Raw genomic sequence first — 18,220 nt, forward strand, 5'->3', positions numbered from 1 at the left:
GGGTGGACTCCAGTAAAAAGTAAAAGAAAATCAAGTTGCATAATCCTTAGAGAAGATGGCACCATTACCTCCATACAAAGACAAAATAATCAGACAGGTTTTAAAGAAATATACACGTGGAATGGACGGACTAGCAGAAAAGACATAACAATTAATGGAGGTAATCTGCAATGTCAAAAGGAAAAAGTATACATGCTTTAATGATACTATTATTCACACAATTTATTTCTGGTGGTGTCACGAATACAAAAGGAATTGTATTGGACCAGGTGGAAAAAGACATCGGACTGGATATGAGCGAATTCGGATTTGTCGTATTCATATTCCAGTTAGGTTTTACGTTAGCAAGTTTGATCTTCGGTTATCTGACAGATAAAAACGGTCTCCGGATCATGATGATCATCGCTGCAGTTCTGATGGGATCTGGTTTCCTTGGTACAGGACTGGCTCCTAATATCATGTTCTTCTTAGGGTTCTACATGCTGGTAGGGTTTGGTCTTGGTGCACTGGGTGTAGCTGGTAACGCGATCGTCCCTGCAGCTTATCCAAAAAAACAGAACCAGATGTTCAACTTGGCGATGGGGATTTATGGCCTTGGGATGGTGTTGTTCCCGCAAATTCTGAATTGGCTGTTCCAGTTCGCAGACTGGAGAGTGTTTTACATTGCCATCGCATCCTTGCACATAGGTGTTATCATCTATATCACTTCTGTCAACTTCCCGGAAGGAAAAGTAGAAAAAATCAACCTGAAGGCTTTCATTCCGATGTTGAAGGATGCCCAGATGGTATTTTTGATGGTATTTCTTATGCTAGAAGTATCAGCGGAAGTTTCCTTTATGAACTTCTTCCCGACTTACTTGAAGAGTCTGGATCTTGGAGGTTTATCAACGTCTGCCAAGGAAGATATGGTAGCAACTATCCTGACGTTGTTCTCGATATTCTTTATGGCAGGACGACTGGGAGTCGCTTATCTATCGAATCACATTAATGAACGTAAAATACTCATTACTTTCTCCCTTGGATCAGCCTTGATGATCGGAGTAAGCTTTATGTTTGCGGAACAGCTGCCATACTTGTTTGCCGGTGCCGGGCTGTTCTTCTCGACACTGTTCCCGACAGGTACGGCATTCGGAACATCGATTTCTAAAAACCCTGGTACCGCACTCGGTTTGATTTACGTCGCATCAGGTATCGGCGGCGGTGCGGCAGCACTGCTTGTCGGTGCCGTATCCGAAGCGTTCGGACAAGCCGGCGGTTTCAGTCTGATCATCGGTTTCCTGACACTGATGTTCATCACCACCCTGTTTATGAACAAGGAGAAATCGAAGCAGAAAGTCTGATAAAGAAAAATAAGAAAGAAAAAGGTGCGGATCCACTTGGGGTCCGCACCTTTTTTTGTAAACAAGTTGATTTTTAGGTTAGTGCAAAGCGTTTGCGCTTTACTTACTATTTAACACATGGAGTCTTTAGGGTTAGGGTTTTTCAAGCCGAAAATCGGACGAATGAACAGGGCAAGGTAACTTCCTGCCAATGCCATGATCATCCACACCCAGCCGTGCAGGCTAAACGATGCGATTCCTCCGAAATAAGCTCCGATGTTGCACCCGAAAGCCAAACGAGCACCATATCCCATCATCAGTCCGCCAATGATAGAAGCACCAGCAATGCCAGGTTTGATTTTTCCAGGTTTGAAGTTGCCTTGAGCAGCTGCTGCCATGAAGGCACCGAGGAGGATGCCGAAGTTCATGACGCTGGTGGAGTCGGCGAGCACGGTTGTTTGCAATGCCTCGGTATTGCCTTGCCAGTAGCCCCAACTTGATACGTCAACACCGAACATCATGAGAAATTTGGATCCCCATAAGGCAAAAGCGGATGTAATCCCCCAAGGATTACCACGAATGGTCAATGTCAGGGCGTTCAATACAGCCAGCACGACAGCTGCAACAAGCAGCGGCCATGCACCGCGCCATAGTTTTTTCAAACCTGTCGTAGTTGCTAATGGTTTCATGTGCGGCGGGTTCTTCTTACGCGCATACTTTACTGTTAATCCATAGATTCCAAGGAAAATCACCATCTGTAGTGCCCAGCCGCCTAAATATCCGAGGCCGGTAGATTCAGCTAAAGAAATGGCTGGCAGGGATGGTGTCTGTTCAGTCCAGAAAATAAAGTGGTAAGCACCGATCACAGAACCTGCAATAAATCCAAGCAATGTTAATAGCATGGAGGATTTTCCTCCACCGACACTATATAAGGTACCGGATGCACAGCCAGAACCCATTTGCATACCCATTCCAAACAGGAAAGAGCCAACGACAACGCTTATCCCTACCGGCGAAACATAACCGACAGGATCCGTTCCAGTAAAACTGAAGTTGGTAGCAAAAATGATTGCAAATAACGTCGTGGCGACAGCAAGCATCACCATATGTGCCTGCAGTCCCTGCACATTACCGACAGATAGCAGTCTCCGGAAAGCAGAGGTAAATCCGAACCTGGCATGCAATAGTGTCAGCCCCAGGCCGATACCAATGATAAGAAGCACTCCTTGTGTCCATCCAGCAACAGCTACTGTGACGGATAGCAAAATTATAGATATGATCAACCCGGTTGACAATGCGGGTTTTTGAACAGGATTTAAAGATGTGACAACAGTTGTTGCCTGTTTTACTTGAGCGGAAATGGCAGGTTGTTTCGGTTGTCTTTCCGCGGATGTTTGAGCCATAACTAATACCTCCTAATTCCGATAAATATAATAAGTTTTAACTTTTATACATAATAAGACGATTCCAAAGTTTTGTAAACCCATTAATTTAATCACGAATAAAATTTAGCCCTGTTAAAGCTCCGCGCTGAGATTACAGATAAGCTCCCAATTGCTGAAGACTCAGTTTCAAGATGGTTGGGTCCGTTACCATGAGTGGAAGGGAATGGTCCGGGAAACAACTCGCTTTCCTGCGGGGGACCTGGCAAGCTTCCTCGGGCTAAAGCCCTGTGGGATCTTGCCTAGACCCTTCTCCCGCGGGAGTCTCGCCGTTTCCCTCCCCATCCAGCCAGTTTTGTATTAAACGGACCCTTCACAAAGAGAAAGAATGTAGCTGAAATCTTCATCCTGAGGCATTTTACAAAGGATGTAGAGGCATTAAAATCTTCAATCATAGGACAGTTTTCTTCGGCTGATTTCGAGAACTTCCCAGGGCAAGGGGGCGTAGGGAAACGGTGAGACTCCTGTGGGAGCTGAGTGATAGATGAGGCCCCGCAAGGCGAAGCCTGAGGAGACTCAGCACACGCCCACGGAAAGCGAATCGTTTCCCGAAGCCCCTCAACTCCAACAACATCTCGAAATCAAGTCTTCCACAATTCGGCCATATTGTTGAATAAGATTCGTTGGTAAATAAGGAAGACTGTTTAATAAGTTCAATTATTAGTAAAGAAGCTATTGCATAAATATATAATATTATGTATATTTATAACTAACTTATTTTCAGGGGGACTTAGAAATGGAAGCGAAGAAGCAGACGACATATCAGGAAATTCATCAGACGAACAAAGATAAAGCATTTCCTTGGACCAGTTTCAATAAATTTCTTATCCCATCATTCATTGGGATTTTATTATTTTTAATACCAATTCCTTTCCAGGGGAAAGTGACGATCGGAGTCGGTATCCTGGCTGAATCAGTACAGGGATACTTCGCTGATCAAATTCCATTATTTATGACCATTCTTGTAACACTGTCAGCACTTGGTGCATTAGCTGTCAGAATGACACAGCCACAATGGGTTGAAAGAAGCCCGCTTATAAAAAACTTGTTGGACGTTTCATTTTTCTGGACAGGGGTAAGAATTATTGGGGCAGTATTTGCGATCATGACCATGATGCAGGTCGGACCGGAGTTCATCTGGTCTGATATCACCGGCGGAACCGTCTTATACTCCCTTGTTCCGGTGTTGACTACATGGTTTTTATTTGCGGCACTATTGATGCCCTTTCTGATGTCTTTCGGTTTGATGGACTTCATAGGGACACTGCTCAGAAAAGTGATGCATCCGGTGTTCAAGCTTCCTGGCCGTTCAGCGATTGACGCGACAGCCTCCTGGATGGGAGCCGGTCCGGTCGGTGTTTTGATTACGACACAGCAATTTGAACAGGGATATTATACGAAAAGGGAAGCATCCGTTATTGCGACCAACTTCTCAATCGCTTCGATTGCTTTCAGTCTGGTTGTCATCACCTTCATCGGCTTAGAGCAATATTTTGTTCCATTTTACTTAGTTGTCACCTTAGCGGTATTGGCAGCAGCGGTGATCGTGCCACGAATTCCGCCATTGTCAAAGAAGAAAGACGAATATGATGAAGTGGCCGGGAAGCAAATCGAAGAATATGTACCATCTGGCAAATCAAGTTTCCAATCGGGTCTGGAGAAGGCGATGGATCAGGCAGAAAAAGTCAGTTCTTATAAAAACGTCATTTACCGTGGCTTTGCAAACGTACTGGATATTTGGCTTGGTTTGATTCCAGTCGTGATGGGACTTGGTACCCTGGCATTGGTGTTAGCGGAATACACTCCGGTATTCGTATGGTTGTCCTACCCGCTGGTACCGGTACTGGAATGGATGCAGCTGCCTGAAGCGAATGAAGCTGCACCCGCTCTGATCGTCGGCTTTGCGGATATGTTCCTCCCGGCAGTGATAGGAAGCGGGATTGAGAGTGAATTGACTCGATTTGTGATCGCAGGTATTTCAATTACCCAGTTGATTTATATGTCGGAGATTGGGGTATTGATATTGAAGTCGAAAATTCCGCTTAGCATCGGCGAAATGTTCGTGATCTTTTTACAAAGAACGGTAGTTACCCTGCCGATTATTGTCCTCTTTGCCCATTTGATATTTTAAAGATGGGCTGGGCAATCTAACAGGTGGGAAAGACCTGCACAGTAAGCAAAATGTGCTAATTTTTCAAAAAAACTGCCCAAATCATTTGCGGCTGGGAATCGACTATACTAAAATAATCGACACATGCAAAAAGAAAGGATGAAGACATTGGCAGAAGAAGAAAGTAAACAAGTATGGCAGTTCAATTTTCTGATGAATAGCGGAAGAACGGTGACACAAGAAGTAGAATTGAGTGAACCTCATACGACTCGTGAAGCATGTGAATTTATCATAAAGCAATTGGAAAGAGGTATTTGGTGGTCATTGGATGATGATCTGGTCATTCGCACCGACCGTGTGGAAACGTTCTTCGTCGGTGATTTGGAACGCGAAGAAGACTTTCTGAATAAAGATGAAGACTGATAAAAAAGCGTCCGGCTTATCTGATTAAGCCGGGCGCCTTTTTTGTTGTCCAGGAAATTATAAAATTTTCTATTTGTGGATAACTGTACGACGTGCCGCTTTTAGTCGAACGTCATTACTAGCAAGGTGCCTGCGCTTTTGTTCCTTGATTCTGGCTAATTTAAAATAGTAACTTCCAAATGCTCACGGCCGAATGCTTTTGCGTCCGCCAGGTCAGCCATGTACAGGTCGATGCGATTACCTTGGATATCGCCCCCGATGTCACCGGCAATGGCTGTCCCATAACCGGGTACATGGACTTTTGAACCGATTGGGATAACGTCAGGATCGATGGCGATCACTTTCTTTCCAGGGTTTGCTTTTAAATCGATGCCTGTATAGGTGATGCCTGAACAACCTTCGCAGGAGGCGGTGTAGGCAGTAGCCTCTACGGTAACTTTTTTCCCTTTAGCAGTCTGGGAGGTTTGTACCGGCTTGTGGTTCGCTTCGAAACGCTTCAATTGATCAGATTTATCGGTTAACGCGACTTGTTTTTCGCTTGTCATTTCAGCATGGGAATGAAGCTCATTCGTTAATGTAATTCCAGCTAATAGAATAAGGACGACGACAATTTTTCTCAAATATTTCATGCTTATTGCCTCCTTCGATGTAACTACTTTCCATATTGTAGCAAGGTTGCAGAATCTATAAAACTACAAGGACAATACATTTTGATTGCAGAATAATGACATTGGAAAAGTAAGCGTTTACTTTGATAATCCCTGCAAAAAACATAAATTAACAAGTTTTTTCCCTTTTCTAATGGGTCGCTTTGTAATAGAGTAGAGAGTATGATTCTTTCTTGAATATACAAACATACATTGGAGACGTACATCGGGAGGAGAGAAACACCATGAAAAAAGTACCTTTACTCGCACGAATCATCATCGCTATTCTATTAGGAATTTTAATCGGTTCATTCGCTCCGGAATGGCTGGTGGAAGTATTTGCTACCTTTACCGGTCTGTTCGGAAACTTTCTAAGCTTTGTCATACCTTTAATCATCCTGGGATTCATCGCTCCTGGAATTGGTTCCATGGGCCGCGGGGCAGGCAAGATGCTTGGGCTTACCACCGGATTGGCTTACAGCTCAACGGTCTCGGCAGGTTTACTGGCCTTCCTTGTGGCCGGGACGCTCTACCCATTCATGCTGCAGGGACAGTCGGCAGCTGAATTGAAAAATCCGGAAGAAGCGCTGGTAGAAGCTTCTTTTACAGTCGATATGCCCCAAGTGATCGGTGTGATGGGAGCCCTGATTTTAGCTTTTATCATCGGACTTGGAATTTCACGATTGAAAGGCAATGCCTTATTGGATGTGATGGATGAATTTCGTTCGATCATCCAACTGGTGATTGAAAAAGTGATCATCCCATTACTTCCTTTTCACATTTTCGGAATTTTTGCCAATATGACCTATGCCGGTCAGGTTCAGACCATTTTGAACGTTTTCTGGAAAGTATTCATCATGATCATCCTGCTTCACTTGGTTTACCTGGCACTTGTTTATACACTTGCAGGTTCCTTTAGTAAAAAGAACCCGATCCGGATGCTGCGCACGATGATGCCGGCTTATTTTACAGCGCTTGGGACCCAGTCTTCGGCAGCTACCATTCCAGTTACTTTGAAGCGGGTGAAAAAAGTCGGTGCCCGTGAACGGGTGGCAGATTTCGGCATTCCGTTACTTGCCAATGTCCATCTGGCCGGGAGTACCATTACGATTACCAGCTGTGCCATGGCAGTGATGTACATGCAGGGACAGGCTGCAGGATTCAGTGCCATTATGCCGTTCATTTTGATGCTGGGTGTTACAATGATTGCTGCTCCTGGCGTTCCGGGTGGAGCGGTCATGGCGGCCCTTGGTCTGCTGGAGTCGATGCTTGGCTTCGGTCCTGCGATGACCTCACTGATGATTGCACTATATTTAGCACAGGACAGCTTCGGAACGGCAACAAACGTAACCGGCGATGGCGCATTGACCATGATTGCCAACCGGTTTACTAAATAATAGATTGAAAAGCACGCTGGTATCATTAGCCAGCGTGTTTTTCTTGTCTCCGTCTTTCTTTCATGGAGGCCGCCTAGTATACTAGTAACAGGTAAGCACGTTTCTTAAACAGAGGGGGAGTACCAATGAATCAGAACAGGATCCTGCTTGTGGATGGCATGGCGCTGTTGTTCCGCGCTTTTTATGCCACTGCGATGAGCAACTATTATATGATTAACAGTAAAGGTGTACCGACGAATGCGGTGTATGGTTTCGTCAAACACTTATTTACGGCAACGAAAAACTATGAACCAAGCCATGTGGTTTGCTGCTGGGACATGGGCAGTACCACTTTCCGGAACGAAATTTTTCCGGATTATAAAGCGAACCGCGGTGAGCCGCCTGTCGAATTGATTCCACAGTTTGATCTCGTCAAGGAAGTGGTGGAGTCCCTTGACATTCCGAATGTCGGGCTTGCCGGCTATGAAGCGGATGACTGTATCGGCACACTGAGCAATAAGTATAAGGAGCACTCCGAAGTTATTATTTTGACAGGGGACCAGGATATTCTCCAGCTGCTGCAAGACAATGTCACCGTATCTTTGCTGAAAAAAGGATATGGCAATTATGCCGAGTACCAGCATGATAATTTTATGGAGGAAAAAGGAATCACTCCTGCACAGATGGTCGATCTGAAAGCATTGATGGGAGATAGCAGTGATAACTATCCAGGTGTCAAAGGGATTGGGGAGAAGACTGCCCTGAAGCTTTTGACCGAGTATGAAACGATCGAAGGGATTTTGGAGAATCTTCCGAACCTGACTAAAGGGCAGCGTACGAAAATCGAAAACGAGCTCGATATGCTTCATCTGTCTCGTAAGTTGGCAGCGATTCACTGTGAAGTCGATGTCGATTGTTCCCTCGATGATGCTATTTTTGAGGTGAATCAGGAACGGATGATGGAAAAGTTCAATGAACTGGAATTTAAACGACTTGATTCCTTACTTTCATAATGGAACAAAAAGTGCACAGTTTGATAATCATTGGTTTCGTTAACCATTATTTTTATGTATAGGGAGGCAGGAAACGACAAGACTCCTGCGGGAAATTGTACGAGCCGGGACCCCGTGATGCAGCAAGGTAACCCGACCGTACATCCGCGGAAAGGGAGTTGTTTTCTGCCTCCCTTTTCGTAATCATGCTGACGGAGCTTTTTTTTATAACCGAAAATCTACCATCTATATCCGAAAATTTGCCGAAACATGCTATAATTGAAAAAGTATGTATTTGTTCCATTTATTTACCATTTAATCTAGCAGAATATTATTATAATAAAGGGGAGTGAGCCCATGAGAAAGTGCCCAGGTTGTCAGGAAGAAGTGAACGAGGGCTCTCGTTTTTGTCCCAATTGTGGTACAAGGCTTGATGAAAAAAACAGCCTACATAATGACGAAATATCAGCTACAGTAGCAGAAGAGCCATCCTCCCGTTTCGAGCATAAGCAGCCGAAAGGGAAGAAAAATTGGAAGATGATTTTGCTTCCAGTCATCGTATTGCTGCTTAGTGCCGGGGGTGTCGGTTACACCTATGCCTACGAAAAGAATGTAAACGAAGAAGTGCTTCAGTTAAAGAGGGATGCGGAGGCTTCCGCCTTAGAAGGAAAGTATGACGAAGCGGCATCCATGCTGAAAAGTGCGATCGACAAAAGGGAAGATTTTGCAGTATTGAAAAAAGACCTGGCATTTATAAAAGAAGCAGATGGTTTCCAGGAGGAAATGAAGCAAATTGAGAAAGAGATCCAGCGTGATCAGCTGGCAAAAGCTACCGACCAGATTGCAGCGCTTCGCGAAAATGTGAAGGCCAGTAAGAGCAAACTGGTCCCGGGTCTTTTGCCAAAGCTGGATACGATGGATTCCCAAATCAAAATCAAGCGCATTAACAGTGAATTGGCTGAACTTACGACGGTGGACCAATTGGCAGCCAATCTGTCTACCTTGTCCCGGTATAACTTAGAAGAAGCCACAAAAGTAAAGGCTAAAATCATGGAAAAGATTGTGACCATCGCTTCCAATGATGCGGAAAACCATATTGAAGGCAAAGAATTCAATAAAGCAGTAGCAGCTGTCGATCATGCTCTGCAGTTTGCAGTCAATAATGATAAATTGCTGCAATTGAAAAAGCGGATCCGTCAAGAGCAGGAAGCGTTTGTCCAGGCACAGCGAGAACGGATTGAGCGCGCGGCAGAGCAGGCTGCCCAGGAAGATTTGAAGAACCAGACTGCAGCGGTTGAAGTGAAAAATGTCAAGGCAAAACTCGATGACCTCGGTGATCTTACAGTGACAGGAGAAGTAAAAAGTGTCGCGACTAAAATCATCAGTTCCGTAACCGTAGAGCTGGAAATTCTCGATAAAGAAGGAAATCCGATCAAGACGGAAGAAAATACGGTCACCGTGTACCCGATGTACTTAAATCCGGGAGATACAGGTAAGTTTGAAAAACAATTTTTTGAAATCAATAAACAAGTCGATGTGAAAGTCAAAAATATTGAATGGTACGTCGAGTAGGAGGGACGCAGCATGAATCGTAAATGGCTGATCAGCATCATCCTCTCTGTCATTATTGCCATTGCAGGCGCCTCGGGAGTTTTTTACATCCAGGACATAATGCCGACGAAACTTACGGAAGCCTCCGCATTGGTACAGACCGGAAATGACCAGTCAGTGGAAAAGCCGGTTACAAAAGAACAGGAAGAGATCATCAAAGAAACTCAAAAACGCGTCGTTCAGATTACAAAGAGTGATGGGGAGCAGGGCTCCGGTTTCCTTTATAATGACAAAGGAGATGTCCTCACGAATGCCCATGTGGTAGCCAACACGGAAGAAGTGACAATCACAACCGCGGATTCCAAAGAAGTAACAGGGAAAGTCATCGGCATCAGCACCACCACCGATGTGGCTGTCGTACGTGTGCCAGCCCTTGAAGATGCCGAACCATTACCGTTGGAACGGAAAAATAAAGCTGGAATGCTGGATAAAGTGCTGGCTTTGGGAAGTCCTCTGGGCTTGCAGAATACAGTGATGACCGGTGAAATCACGGGGTTGGACCGTGAATTCGATATCGCTCCGTTTGAGTACCGGGGATTGTATCAGATTTCAGCGCCGATTCAGCCAGGGAACAGCGGTGGCCCGCTCGTGGATGCAGAAACCGGTAAAGTGATTGGGATCAACTCAGCAAAACTGGATAAAGAAGCGATCGGTTTCAGTATTCCGATTCCGGATATCATAAACCTGGTGGAAAGATGGTCGGAAAATCCTATGAAAAGCCTGCCGGAGATCCAGGATACCGTAGGCGGACCGGGTGAAGGCTATAATGTCACACCGATCGATCAGGCCACTTATATTGTCGAGTACTTTTATGAAAGCATTAACCAGGGAGACTTCGTCACTGCCTATTCCCTGATCGGCAGCAGCTGGCAAGGGAACAATTCGTACGAAAGCTTCCGAAAAGGCTATTCTAATACGTTATCGGTAAAAATCGATGACTTGATTCCAAAGCAGGCAGGTAAAAATGTGGAGGTTACTGCCTTTATCACTGCTGAAGAAACAGTAGGCGGGGAAGTGAAATTAAAAAAATATAAACTGGTCTACACCGTAGGGCTGGAGAACGATCAACTGAAAATATTAGCAGGAAAAGGCGAAGAAATTTCATCCTGATTTGCTCCCGGCAGCGTAACAGCTGCCGGGATTTTTCTTAGCACGTAGAAATTGTATGTTCAATGGAGGAAGCCTGGAGTAAAATGAATAATATAGGATGAAACAAATGATGGGGTGTATCCGTATACCTGTATAATCGGAAAACTTTATGATTTAACAAAGAATTTTTATATCGAGCATATCTAAGGGGGAAAACAGTGGGTAATCGAACGATTAATATGCCAACAAAACAAAAACTGAAACTGAAAAAATTCGGATCTATATTGGGCAAGATTTTCGGTGTGTTTGTGGTGCTGGCTGTATTGCTGGCACTTACACTGAACTGGATCACGGATTACATTTGGATGGATTCACTTGGTTTTAAATCGGTTTATATGACAATATTTACAAGTAAAATCATGCTGGGGGTTACAGGGTTCCTCATCTTCTTTTTCCTGATGTATGGGACCCTGGCATCGGTGAGGAGGACGTATATCAGCTTTTTTGACCGTGAACGTCTTCCTGCCATCCTTCTGAACAGGAAATGGGCACGGTTGATACTTATTGGGCTCTCTGCGTTGGCAGGATTGTTCGGCAGTAGTATTGTACAGGGGATTGGCTGGGAATTATGGCTTAAGTTTCTGAACCATAGTTCTTTCGGTATAAGCGATCCACATTTCGATATGGACATCTCTTTTTATATGTTCATTTTGCCATTTATCAATTTTGTGCTTCATACATTATTGGGGTTAGGGGTCTTTTTATTACTGATTGAACTCGGATTCTATTCGGTATTTTCGATGTACAGGGAAAGTCGGCTGGCACAGCTTCACTTGGGTGTAACGCTTGGTATTATTGGTTTACTGCTGGCAGCGGTACATGTGCTGGAGCCTTATGCCACCCTGTTGACTAACCAGGTGAACATTTTCCAGACCAGTGTCGTGCATGGATTGAGTTACACAGATAAACTGATCAACAACCCGGCTTCTTATATATTGGCTGGGGTAGCAGTCCTGGGTGCGGTCTGGATGATTATCGCCATGATCCGCGGGCGTTTGCAGGCGATGCTGCTTCCGGTAGCCGCTTATGTTGCAGTTGTCATTATTGCACAGGGGGCCTCTGTCATAGTTCAGAGTTACGTTGTGTCTCCAAATGAGTTTTCAAAAGAAAAGCCGTACTTGGAGAAGAATCTGGAATATACTAGGGCTGCCTATGACTTGGACACGATTGAAGAACGTGAGCATCCAGGTAACCAGTCACTTGATCAGTCAATGGTGGAAAATAATCAGTTGACGATCAATAATGTCCGTATCAATGATGCGCGGCCGATACTTGATATTTATAACCAGCTCCAGACATTCCGGACCTATTACCAGTTCAATGATATCGATGTCGACCGCTATATCATTGATGATACGTACCAGCAGGTTTTCTTAGGTGCCAGGGAACTGAATACCACTGACCTGCCTTCCCAGGCGAAGACATGGGTGAATGAAAACCTGCGCTATACGCACGGCTATGGTATTGCGATGAGTGATGTCAACAAAATCACCTCACAGGGACAGCCGGAATATATGCTGAAAAACGTCCCCTCTCAGGGGGTCATGGATATCACTCGTCCTCAAATTTATTTCGGTGAGGAAAACTATCAGAATGTCATTGTAAACAGTAATGTTGATGAATTCGATTATCCATCCGGGGATGAAAATAAATCCACCCGCTATGAAGCAGACACCGGCATTCCCCTGTCCGGTTTGAACCGGTTGATTTTTAGTCTGGATGCAGGATCCTTCCGGATGTTTGTATCCAACCAGTTGAACGGAGACAGTCAACTCCTGGATACCCGGAACATCACGGACCGTTTGGAGAGAATTGCACCTTTCCTTCAATACGATAAGGATCCTTATATTTTTGTGCGCGAAGACGGCAGCCTATCCTGGCTGATCGATGCATATTTGACTGCAGAGCGTTATCCATATTCCGAACCATACAAGGAAGAGGAAAATTATATCCGTAATTCGGTAAAGGTTGCTGTGGACGCATATACCGGAAAAGTAGACTTTTATGCTGTCAATCAGGAAGATCCACTACTGCAGACTTATCAAAAAATGTTCCCGGATATGTTCACCGAGGAGATACCGGCAGATATCCAGTCCCACTTCCGCTATCCGGTGGACCTGTTCAAAATCCAGGCATCCATCTATGCGACGTACCATATGACAAATCTCGAAGTCTTTTATAACCGGGAAGATAAGTGGGAGTTCCCGACAGAGAAATACTTCAATGAAGATATTCGAATGGAGCCTTACTATATTACGATGAAACTTCCGGAGAATGACACAGAGGAATTTGTATTAATGATGCCATACACACCAAGGAACCGGCAAAATATGATTGCCTGGATGGGTGTGCGTAATGACGGAGAGAACTACGGGGAAACGTTCGTCTACCGCTTCCCTAAGCAAAGGAATATCTATGGACCGCAGCAAATTGAAAACAGGATCAATCAGGACAGTACTATTTCACAACAGCTTAACCTTTGGTCACAGGGAGGTTCGGAAGTAATCCGCGGCAATTTGCTGGCCATACCATTTGAAGATACCATATTGTACGCAGAGCCTATCTATATCGAATCGTCGAATGAAACTTCCTTGCCGGAAGTGAAGCAAATCATTCTTGCTTATGGCGACCAAATAGTGATGGAGCCGACATTTGATAAAGCCCTGGAAAAAATGCTGGCGCGAATTGACCCAAATGTCGAAGAAGGTGAAGGTGAACAGGAAGAAGGGCAGGCTGGAGAAAATGCGGAAGATCTTCTCCAATCAGAAGAAATTCTGAAAGACATATCAGATTTATTTGACCAGTATCAGCAGGCACTTTCGAACGGTAACTGGGAAGAAGCTGGTACCATCATGGAAGAAATTGAAGCACGATTAAGCGAAGCGCAATAATACTCCAGCATCAAAAGCCCGAATTCAGTTTTGTTCGGGCTTTTGATCTATTTGGAATTCGCTTTAGCCGGATGTAGCTCAATGCAATTGTTCTCCAATAATCATTAAATTTTTAATTGCCAGACAAGAAAAAAACCTAACACATAATGTGTCAGGAAAAGTGGTAAACAACTTAGGTGACCCAACCATGTTAGAATCATCCAGGATTCCACACTTGAAAGCTAATGCAGAAGGATAATTCTGTGGTGAATCCGTTTCCTTCTACCTCCGGGTTAAGTCCGATTTTTAAAATCTACTTAAAGCTCACTATCATTTACTCGCTCTGCTGTCCAGCTATCGTGTCAGCAGACTTGACTGCCCGGCCAAATTTCAGGGCTTTTTTCACCTTGCACAGGAAGCGCTGTCCCTTGTTTGAACCGGCGTCTCTGTTCGTTTCGGAAACGAACTCGCGATGGTTGAGCCACCTAAGTTGTCTAACTGTTTGTTATCTTGTTTACACTTTTATTATACCACCATTTCCAAAGAGAGAAACCAAAAATTATGAACAATTTGTTAACGCTTACATGTCGTGTTTAATAGGGGGGAGAAAGAATGATAGGGAGGCTTTCTATCATTCCTGTTCCCCTGTTATGGCATAATGGAAGAAAGGAGGATGCGCGATGGACCCATTAGATATTATCAGTGATTTAAGTAAAGTAAAGCCTGTTTACCAGCCTGTCCTCAGCGCTATCCGATATACAGTGATTGGTTATGAATTGCTTGGCCGTTGTTTTAATGGAGAGGAATGGATCAGCCTGGACGACTTTTTTCAGGACCCGGACGTTCCTGAGGAATTCAAAGTAGAAGTGGAACAGCATTTGTTACAGCTCGCTTTAACGGAGATGAAACAGTCCGACATACAAGGTTACTTGTTTATCAATCGAAGTGCGAAACAATTGATGGTGAACAATGGGGAAGATCTCCTTGAGTTACTGCAATTATACAAAAGTGAAGGATTTACGATGGATCGGATCGTCATAGAAGTGACTGAACATGACTTTGATGAAGATTTTGAATCGCTGAGTCATTTATTACTTTATTATAAAACCTATGGCATCCAAATCGCAGTTGATCATGTCGGAGCTAAAAGCTCGAATATTGATCGGATACGGCAGCTGGAACCTCATTTTTTGAAAATTGATACAACGATCATTCGTCAGCCAAACGCAGATAGTTTTCAGGACATCATTTATTCCCTGTCCATGTTAGCCCGTCGCATAGGGGCAGCTTTATTGTTTGAACACGTGGAAGATGACTTTCAGCTCCATTTCGCCTGGAAGCACGGAGGGCGTTTTTATCAGGGCAGTTATTTGGCTGAAGCGGCTCCCACATTCCTGGCTAAAAATGCTTTGGCATCGAATATATCCAAAAAAGTTTCCAAGTATATCACCAGGGAAAAGTCCTTGATCGACCAACGATTATCATTGATTCTTCATTGGGAAGATAAGGTGAAGAGAGTTTTATCGAAATGGGATGGCCCGAAAAAAGCAGATGCCTTCATCGAATGGATCACCGAACAATTTAATGAAGAGAGTTTTCGTATGTTCGTTTGTAACAGCGATGGTCAGCAAGTTTCAGCCAACTTTAGAAAAAGAGGCGACCAATGGGTAGTCGAATCCGGGAAGAAAGGTTCCAATTGGGCATTCCGTCCTTACTTCCTTGAAAATGTGATGCTGATGAAAACATGGCACAAAGGAATACTATCCGAGCTCTATTCCGATATCGAAACGAAAGAAACCATCCGTACGTTCAGTTTTCCTTTGACAGAACAACACTTTCTGTTCATTGATATTCGCTATTCATTCATTTATGAACATGAATGTCTAATGATTTGAGCCTTTATGATAAATGAACTTTCGGCTCTCTAATATCCAATTGTAGATATACTTAAAAAAAGCCAGCTTCCGGCTTTTTTTATAAGCTCTGTTACAGATAAGCTCCCTTTAATGGAAGACTCAGTTTCGAGAGAAACTGTTTCCGTGACGGTAGATAATCTCTGGAGGGCCGGGAAATCACTCGCTTTCCGTGGCATGTGGTGAGCTTCCTCAGGCTTCGCCTTGCGGGATCTCACCGCTCATGTTCATCCCACAGGAGTCTCACCGTTTTCCCCGCCGCCATACTTTTATTTGTGTCTCGAAACTTTATCAGGAATAGCGTGTTTATAACACAGAAAGTACAAGCACGATTTCGAGTGCTTTATATTGGCAAGGGGCATGGGGGAAGGTTGAGACTCCTGCGGGAAAGGATAGACTGGCAAGACCCCGCAGAGCTTTAGCTCGAGGAGGCTTGCCGGCTTCCCCGCGGAAAGCGAATCCTTCCCCAACGCCCCTAAACTCTAACAAACATCTCGAAATCAAGTCTTCCACAATCCGGCCCTATTGTTGAATGCTGAAGTGAAAAAATACAGTGCAATTATTAAGAAAGATAGTGAAATATTTTCATCCTTATGATAAGATATTGCTCAACTTTCTAATCAGTCATCATAGCGAATATACAGAGGATGGTGATGCAGGATGAATCCCGTTTTAATCGATTTTCCTTCAGCTTTTGAAACAGAGCGGCTTCAGATACGTATGCCGCTGCCAGGGGATGGGAAGGCGGTCCATGAAGCGAAGGAAGCTTCCCACGAAGAGCTGAAAGCATGGATGCCTTTTGCACAACAGAGGGGCACACTGGAAGAAACAGAAGCGAATGTGCGGGAATCACATGCTAAATTTTTAACTCGCGAAGACTTGCGCTTGCATATCTTTTTGAAGGAGTCCGGTGCTTTCATCGGCTCCTCTGGCCTTCATCGCATAAATTGGAAGGTACCAAAGTTTGAAATCGGATACTGGATCGATACCAGGTACGCCGGAAAAGGTTATATGAGCGAGGCGGTGGAAGGAATTACTGCGTTTGCTTTTAATGAATTGAAAGCAGGACGTGTCGAGATTCGCTGTGATACAGAAAATAAGGCAAGCAGGGTAATTCCGGAACGTCTGGGTTTTGATTTGGAAGGTGTTTTGCGAAATGATGATACCTCTGTCACCGGAGAGGGTCTGCGCCATACATGTATCTATGCTAAAATTCGATGATAATATCTTTTTCTTACACTTTAACCCTTTAACAAAGTTAAACATTCTTAAAGTAAAAAATAGGCACATGCTGCCCCCTTGCTACATAATATTGTGGCAAGGGGGTTTTTCGTTAGCGAATATATTGTTACTTAAACAAAAAAAGTTGCACAAGGTAAAAACATAACGTATGATTACCTTAGCAAGGTTGAAAGGAGACTGGAAATTTGGGTTCAGATTTATTATTAGCATTCAGTTTAACTTTGATGGCCGGTCTGGCCACAGGCATCGGTAGTGTGCTGGCATTCTTTACGAAAAGCACCAATACCCGTTTTCTATCCTTTGCACTCGGCTTTTCGGCAGGCGTGATGATCTATGTTTCTATGGTCGAAATTTTCTTCAAAGCAAAAGACTCACTGGTAAGTGCGATGGGGGTTGAAAGCGGCAACTGGGTGACGGTCGGTTCATTTTTCGGAGGGATGCTGTTCATCGCCTTGATCGATAAGTTCATACCTAAAAAGACCAATCCACACGAGGTCAAAAAAGTAGAAGATATGGAGAAAACAACAAATGGTGTGAATGACCCTGCACTATTGAAAATGGGTACTTTTGCAGCGTTAGCGATCGCTATCCATAACTTTCCCGAGGGGATTGCTACATTCACTTCAGCCATGCAGGATCCGAGCCTTGGTATCGCTATTGCTGTTGCTATTGCCATTCATAATATTCCTGAAGGTATCGCTGTATCTGTGCCGATTTATTTTGCTACCGGGGACAGGAAAAAGTCATTCAAGCTCTCTTTTCTTTCCGGTTTATCCGAGCCGATTGGTGCATTTGTGGCATATTTGATCCTGATGCCGTTTTTGAATGATGTGATGTTCGGTGTTATTTTCGCAGGTGTGGCAGGCATCATGGTTTTCATCTCGCTTGATGAATTGCTGCCAGCTTCAAAAAAGTATGATGAAGCTCATTTATCGATATACGGTATCATAAGCGGTATGATGGTCATGGCACTCAGTCTATTATTATTCATCTGACTATAAGAATTCGTGCAAGATAGAAGAAGTAGTTCAGTTTAGGAGTACAAATGTGCAATTTGTATCCTGAATTGAACTATTTTTTTACCGATCTGCAAGAAATGCGCCTTTCAATGTAATTGGAGGAGATT

At 44.2% G+C, this 18,220-nt stretch carries 13 protein-coding genes; 11 read left to right on the forward strand and 2 right to left on the reverse strand.

Annotation, left to right across the window (positions count from 1 at the left end; all coding sequences use genetic code 11):
- Positions 1–170 precede the first annotated feature (170 nt).
- Positions 171–1,340 carry an MFS transporter gene (locus P855_RS0104800; protein ID WP_028782502.1) on the forward strand — a complete coding sequence of 390 codons (1,170 nt, stop codon included), beginning with the start codon at positions 171–173 and terminating at the stop codon, positions 1,338–1,340.
- Between the two features lie 110 nt (positions 1,341–1,450).
- Here the strand turns inward: P855_RS0104800 and P855_RS0104805 are convergent, their stop codons facing one another.
- Positions 1,451–2,722 carry a YeeE/YedE family protein gene (locus tag P855_RS0104805; protein ID WP_084315618.1) on the reverse strand — a complete coding sequence of 424 codons (1,272 nt, stop codon included), beginning with the start codon at positions 2,720–2,722 and terminating at the stop codon, positions 1,451–1,453.
- Between the two features lie 775 nt (positions 2,723–3,497).
- On the opposite strand from P855_RS0104805, the gene P855_RS0104810 reads away from it, so the two are divergent.
- Entirely contained in the window at positions 3,498–4,892 is a 1,395-nt protein-coding gene (locus P855_RS0104810; RefSeq protein WP_028782504.1) for a YjiH family protein, read from the forward strand.
- Between the two features lie 147 nt (positions 4,893–5,039).
- Positions 5,040–5,294, forward strand: coding sequence for a hypothetical protein (locus tag P855_RS20520; protein ID WP_235062610.1), 255 nt, complete (start codon positions 5,040–5,042; stop codon positions 5,292–5,294).
- Positions 5,295–5,449: 155 nt separating this feature from the next.
- Here P855_RS20520 and P855_RS20525 read toward each other — a convergent pair whose 3' ends face one another.
- Positions 5,450–5,923 (reverse strand): 3D domain-containing protein, encoded by a 474-nt coding sequence (locus tag P855_RS20525; RefSeq protein WP_051353091.1) that lies wholly within the window; start codon positions 5,921–5,923, stop codon positions 5,450–5,452.
- A 263-nt stretch (positions 5,924–6,186) separates the two neighbouring features.
- On the opposite strand from P855_RS20525, the gene P855_RS0104825 reads away from it, so the two are divergent.
- From P855_RS0104825 to zupT, 8 genes are all read left to right on the forward strand, one after another.
- Entirely contained in the window at positions 6,187–7,338 is a 1,152-nt protein-coding gene (locus P855_RS0104825; RefSeq protein WP_028782505.1) for a dicarboxylate/amino acid:cation symporter, read from the forward strand.
- A 125-nt stretch (positions 7,339–7,463) separates the two neighbouring features.
- Positions 7,464–8,330, forward strand: coding sequence for a 5'-3' exonuclease (locus tag P855_RS0104830; RefSeq protein WP_028782506.1), 867 nt, complete (start codon positions 7,464–7,466; stop codon positions 8,328–8,330).
- Positions 8,331–8,666: 336 nt separating this feature from the next.
- A complete protein-coding gene (locus tag P855_RS0104835; RefSeq protein ID WP_028782507.1) occupies positions 8,667–9,881 on the forward strand; it encodes an FxLYD domain-containing protein in 1,215 nt (404 codons plus the stop codon).
- A gap of 12 nt (positions 9,882–9,893) precedes the next feature.
- Positions 9,894–11,030 carry a S1C family serine protease gene (locus P855_RS0104840; protein ID WP_028782508.1) on the forward strand — a complete coding sequence of 379 codons (1,137 nt, stop codon included), beginning with the start codon at positions 9,894–9,896 and terminating at the stop codon, positions 11,028–11,030.
- 218 nt (positions 11,031–11,248) lie between these two features.
- Positions 11,249–13,960, forward strand: a complete 2,712-nt coding sequence (locus tag P855_RS0104845; protein WP_028782509.1) for a UPF0182 family protein — start codon at positions 11,249–11,251, stop codon at positions 13,958–13,960.
- A gap of 659 nt (positions 13,961–14,619) precedes the next feature.
- Positions 14,620–15,834, forward strand: a complete 1,215-nt coding sequence (locus tag P855_RS0104850; protein ID WP_028782510.1) for an EAL-associated domain-containing protein — start codon at positions 14,620–14,622, stop codon at positions 15,832–15,834.
- Between the two features lie 678 nt (positions 15,835–16,512).
- Positions 16,513–17,073, forward strand: coding sequence for a GNAT family N-acetyltransferase (locus P855_RS0104860; protein ID WP_028782511.1), 561 nt, complete (start codon positions 16,513–16,515; stop codon positions 17,071–17,073).
- Between the two features lie 206 nt (positions 17,074–17,279).
- On the forward strand, positions 17,280–18,089 hold the full coding sequence (zupT, locus tag P855_RS0104865; RefSeq protein ID WP_028782512.1) for a zinc transporter ZupT: 810 nt from the start codon (positions 17,280–17,282) through the stop codon (positions 18,087–18,089).
- Positions 18,090–18,220 lie beyond the last annotated feature (131 nt).

Source organism: Thalassobacillus devorans MSP14, assembly GCF_000496835.1.
Taxonomy (GTDB): Bacteria; Bacillota; Bacilli; order Bacillales; family Halobacillaceae; genus Thalassobacillus; species Thalassobacillus devorans_B.

Bases quoted from the DNA above. Each gene is read 5' to 3' on its own strand.
- P855_RS20525 (WP_051353091.1), bottom strand. From the start codon at position 5,923: ATGAAATATTTGAGAAAAATTGTCGTCGTCCTTATTCTATTAGCTGGA.
- P855_RS0104825 (WP_028782505.1), top strand. From the start codon at position 6,187: ATGAAAAAAGTACCTTTACTCGCACGAATCATCATCGCTATTCTATTA.
- P855_RS0104840 (WP_028782508.1), top strand. From the start codon at position 9,894: ATGAATCGTAAATGGCTGATCAGCATCATCCTCTCTGTCATTATTGCC.
- P855_RS0104845 (WP_028782509.1), top strand. From the start codon at position 11,249: ATGCCAACAAAACAAAAACTGAAACTGAAAAAATTCGGATCTATATTG.
- P855_RS0104835 (WP_028782507.1), top strand. From the start codon at position 8,667: ATGAGAAAGTGCCCAGGTTGTCAGGAAGAAGTGAACGAGGGCTCTCGT.
- P855_RS0104800 (WP_028782502.1), top strand. From the start codon at position 171: ATGTCAAAAGGAAAAAGTATACATGCTTTAATGATACTATTATTCACA.
- P855_RS0104830 (WP_028782506.1), top strand. From the start codon at position 7,464: ATGAATCAGAACAGGATCCTGCTTGTGGATGGCATGGCGCTGTTGTTC.
- P855_RS0104805 (WP_084315618.1), bottom strand. From the start codon at position 2,722: ATGGCTCAAACATCCGCGGAAAGACAACCGAAACAACCTGCCATTTCC.
- P855_RS0104860 (WP_028782511.1), top strand. From the start codon at position 16,513: ATGAATCCCGTTTTAATCGATTTTCCTTCAGCTTTTGAAACAGAGCGG.
- P855_RS0104810 (WP_028782504.1), top strand. From the start codon at position 3,498: ATGGAAGCGAAGAAGCAGACGACATATCAGGAAATTCATCAGACGAAC.
- P855_RS0104850 (WP_028782510.1), top strand. From the start codon at position 14,620: ATGGACCCATTAGATATTATCAGTGATTTAAGTAAAGTAAAGCCTGTT.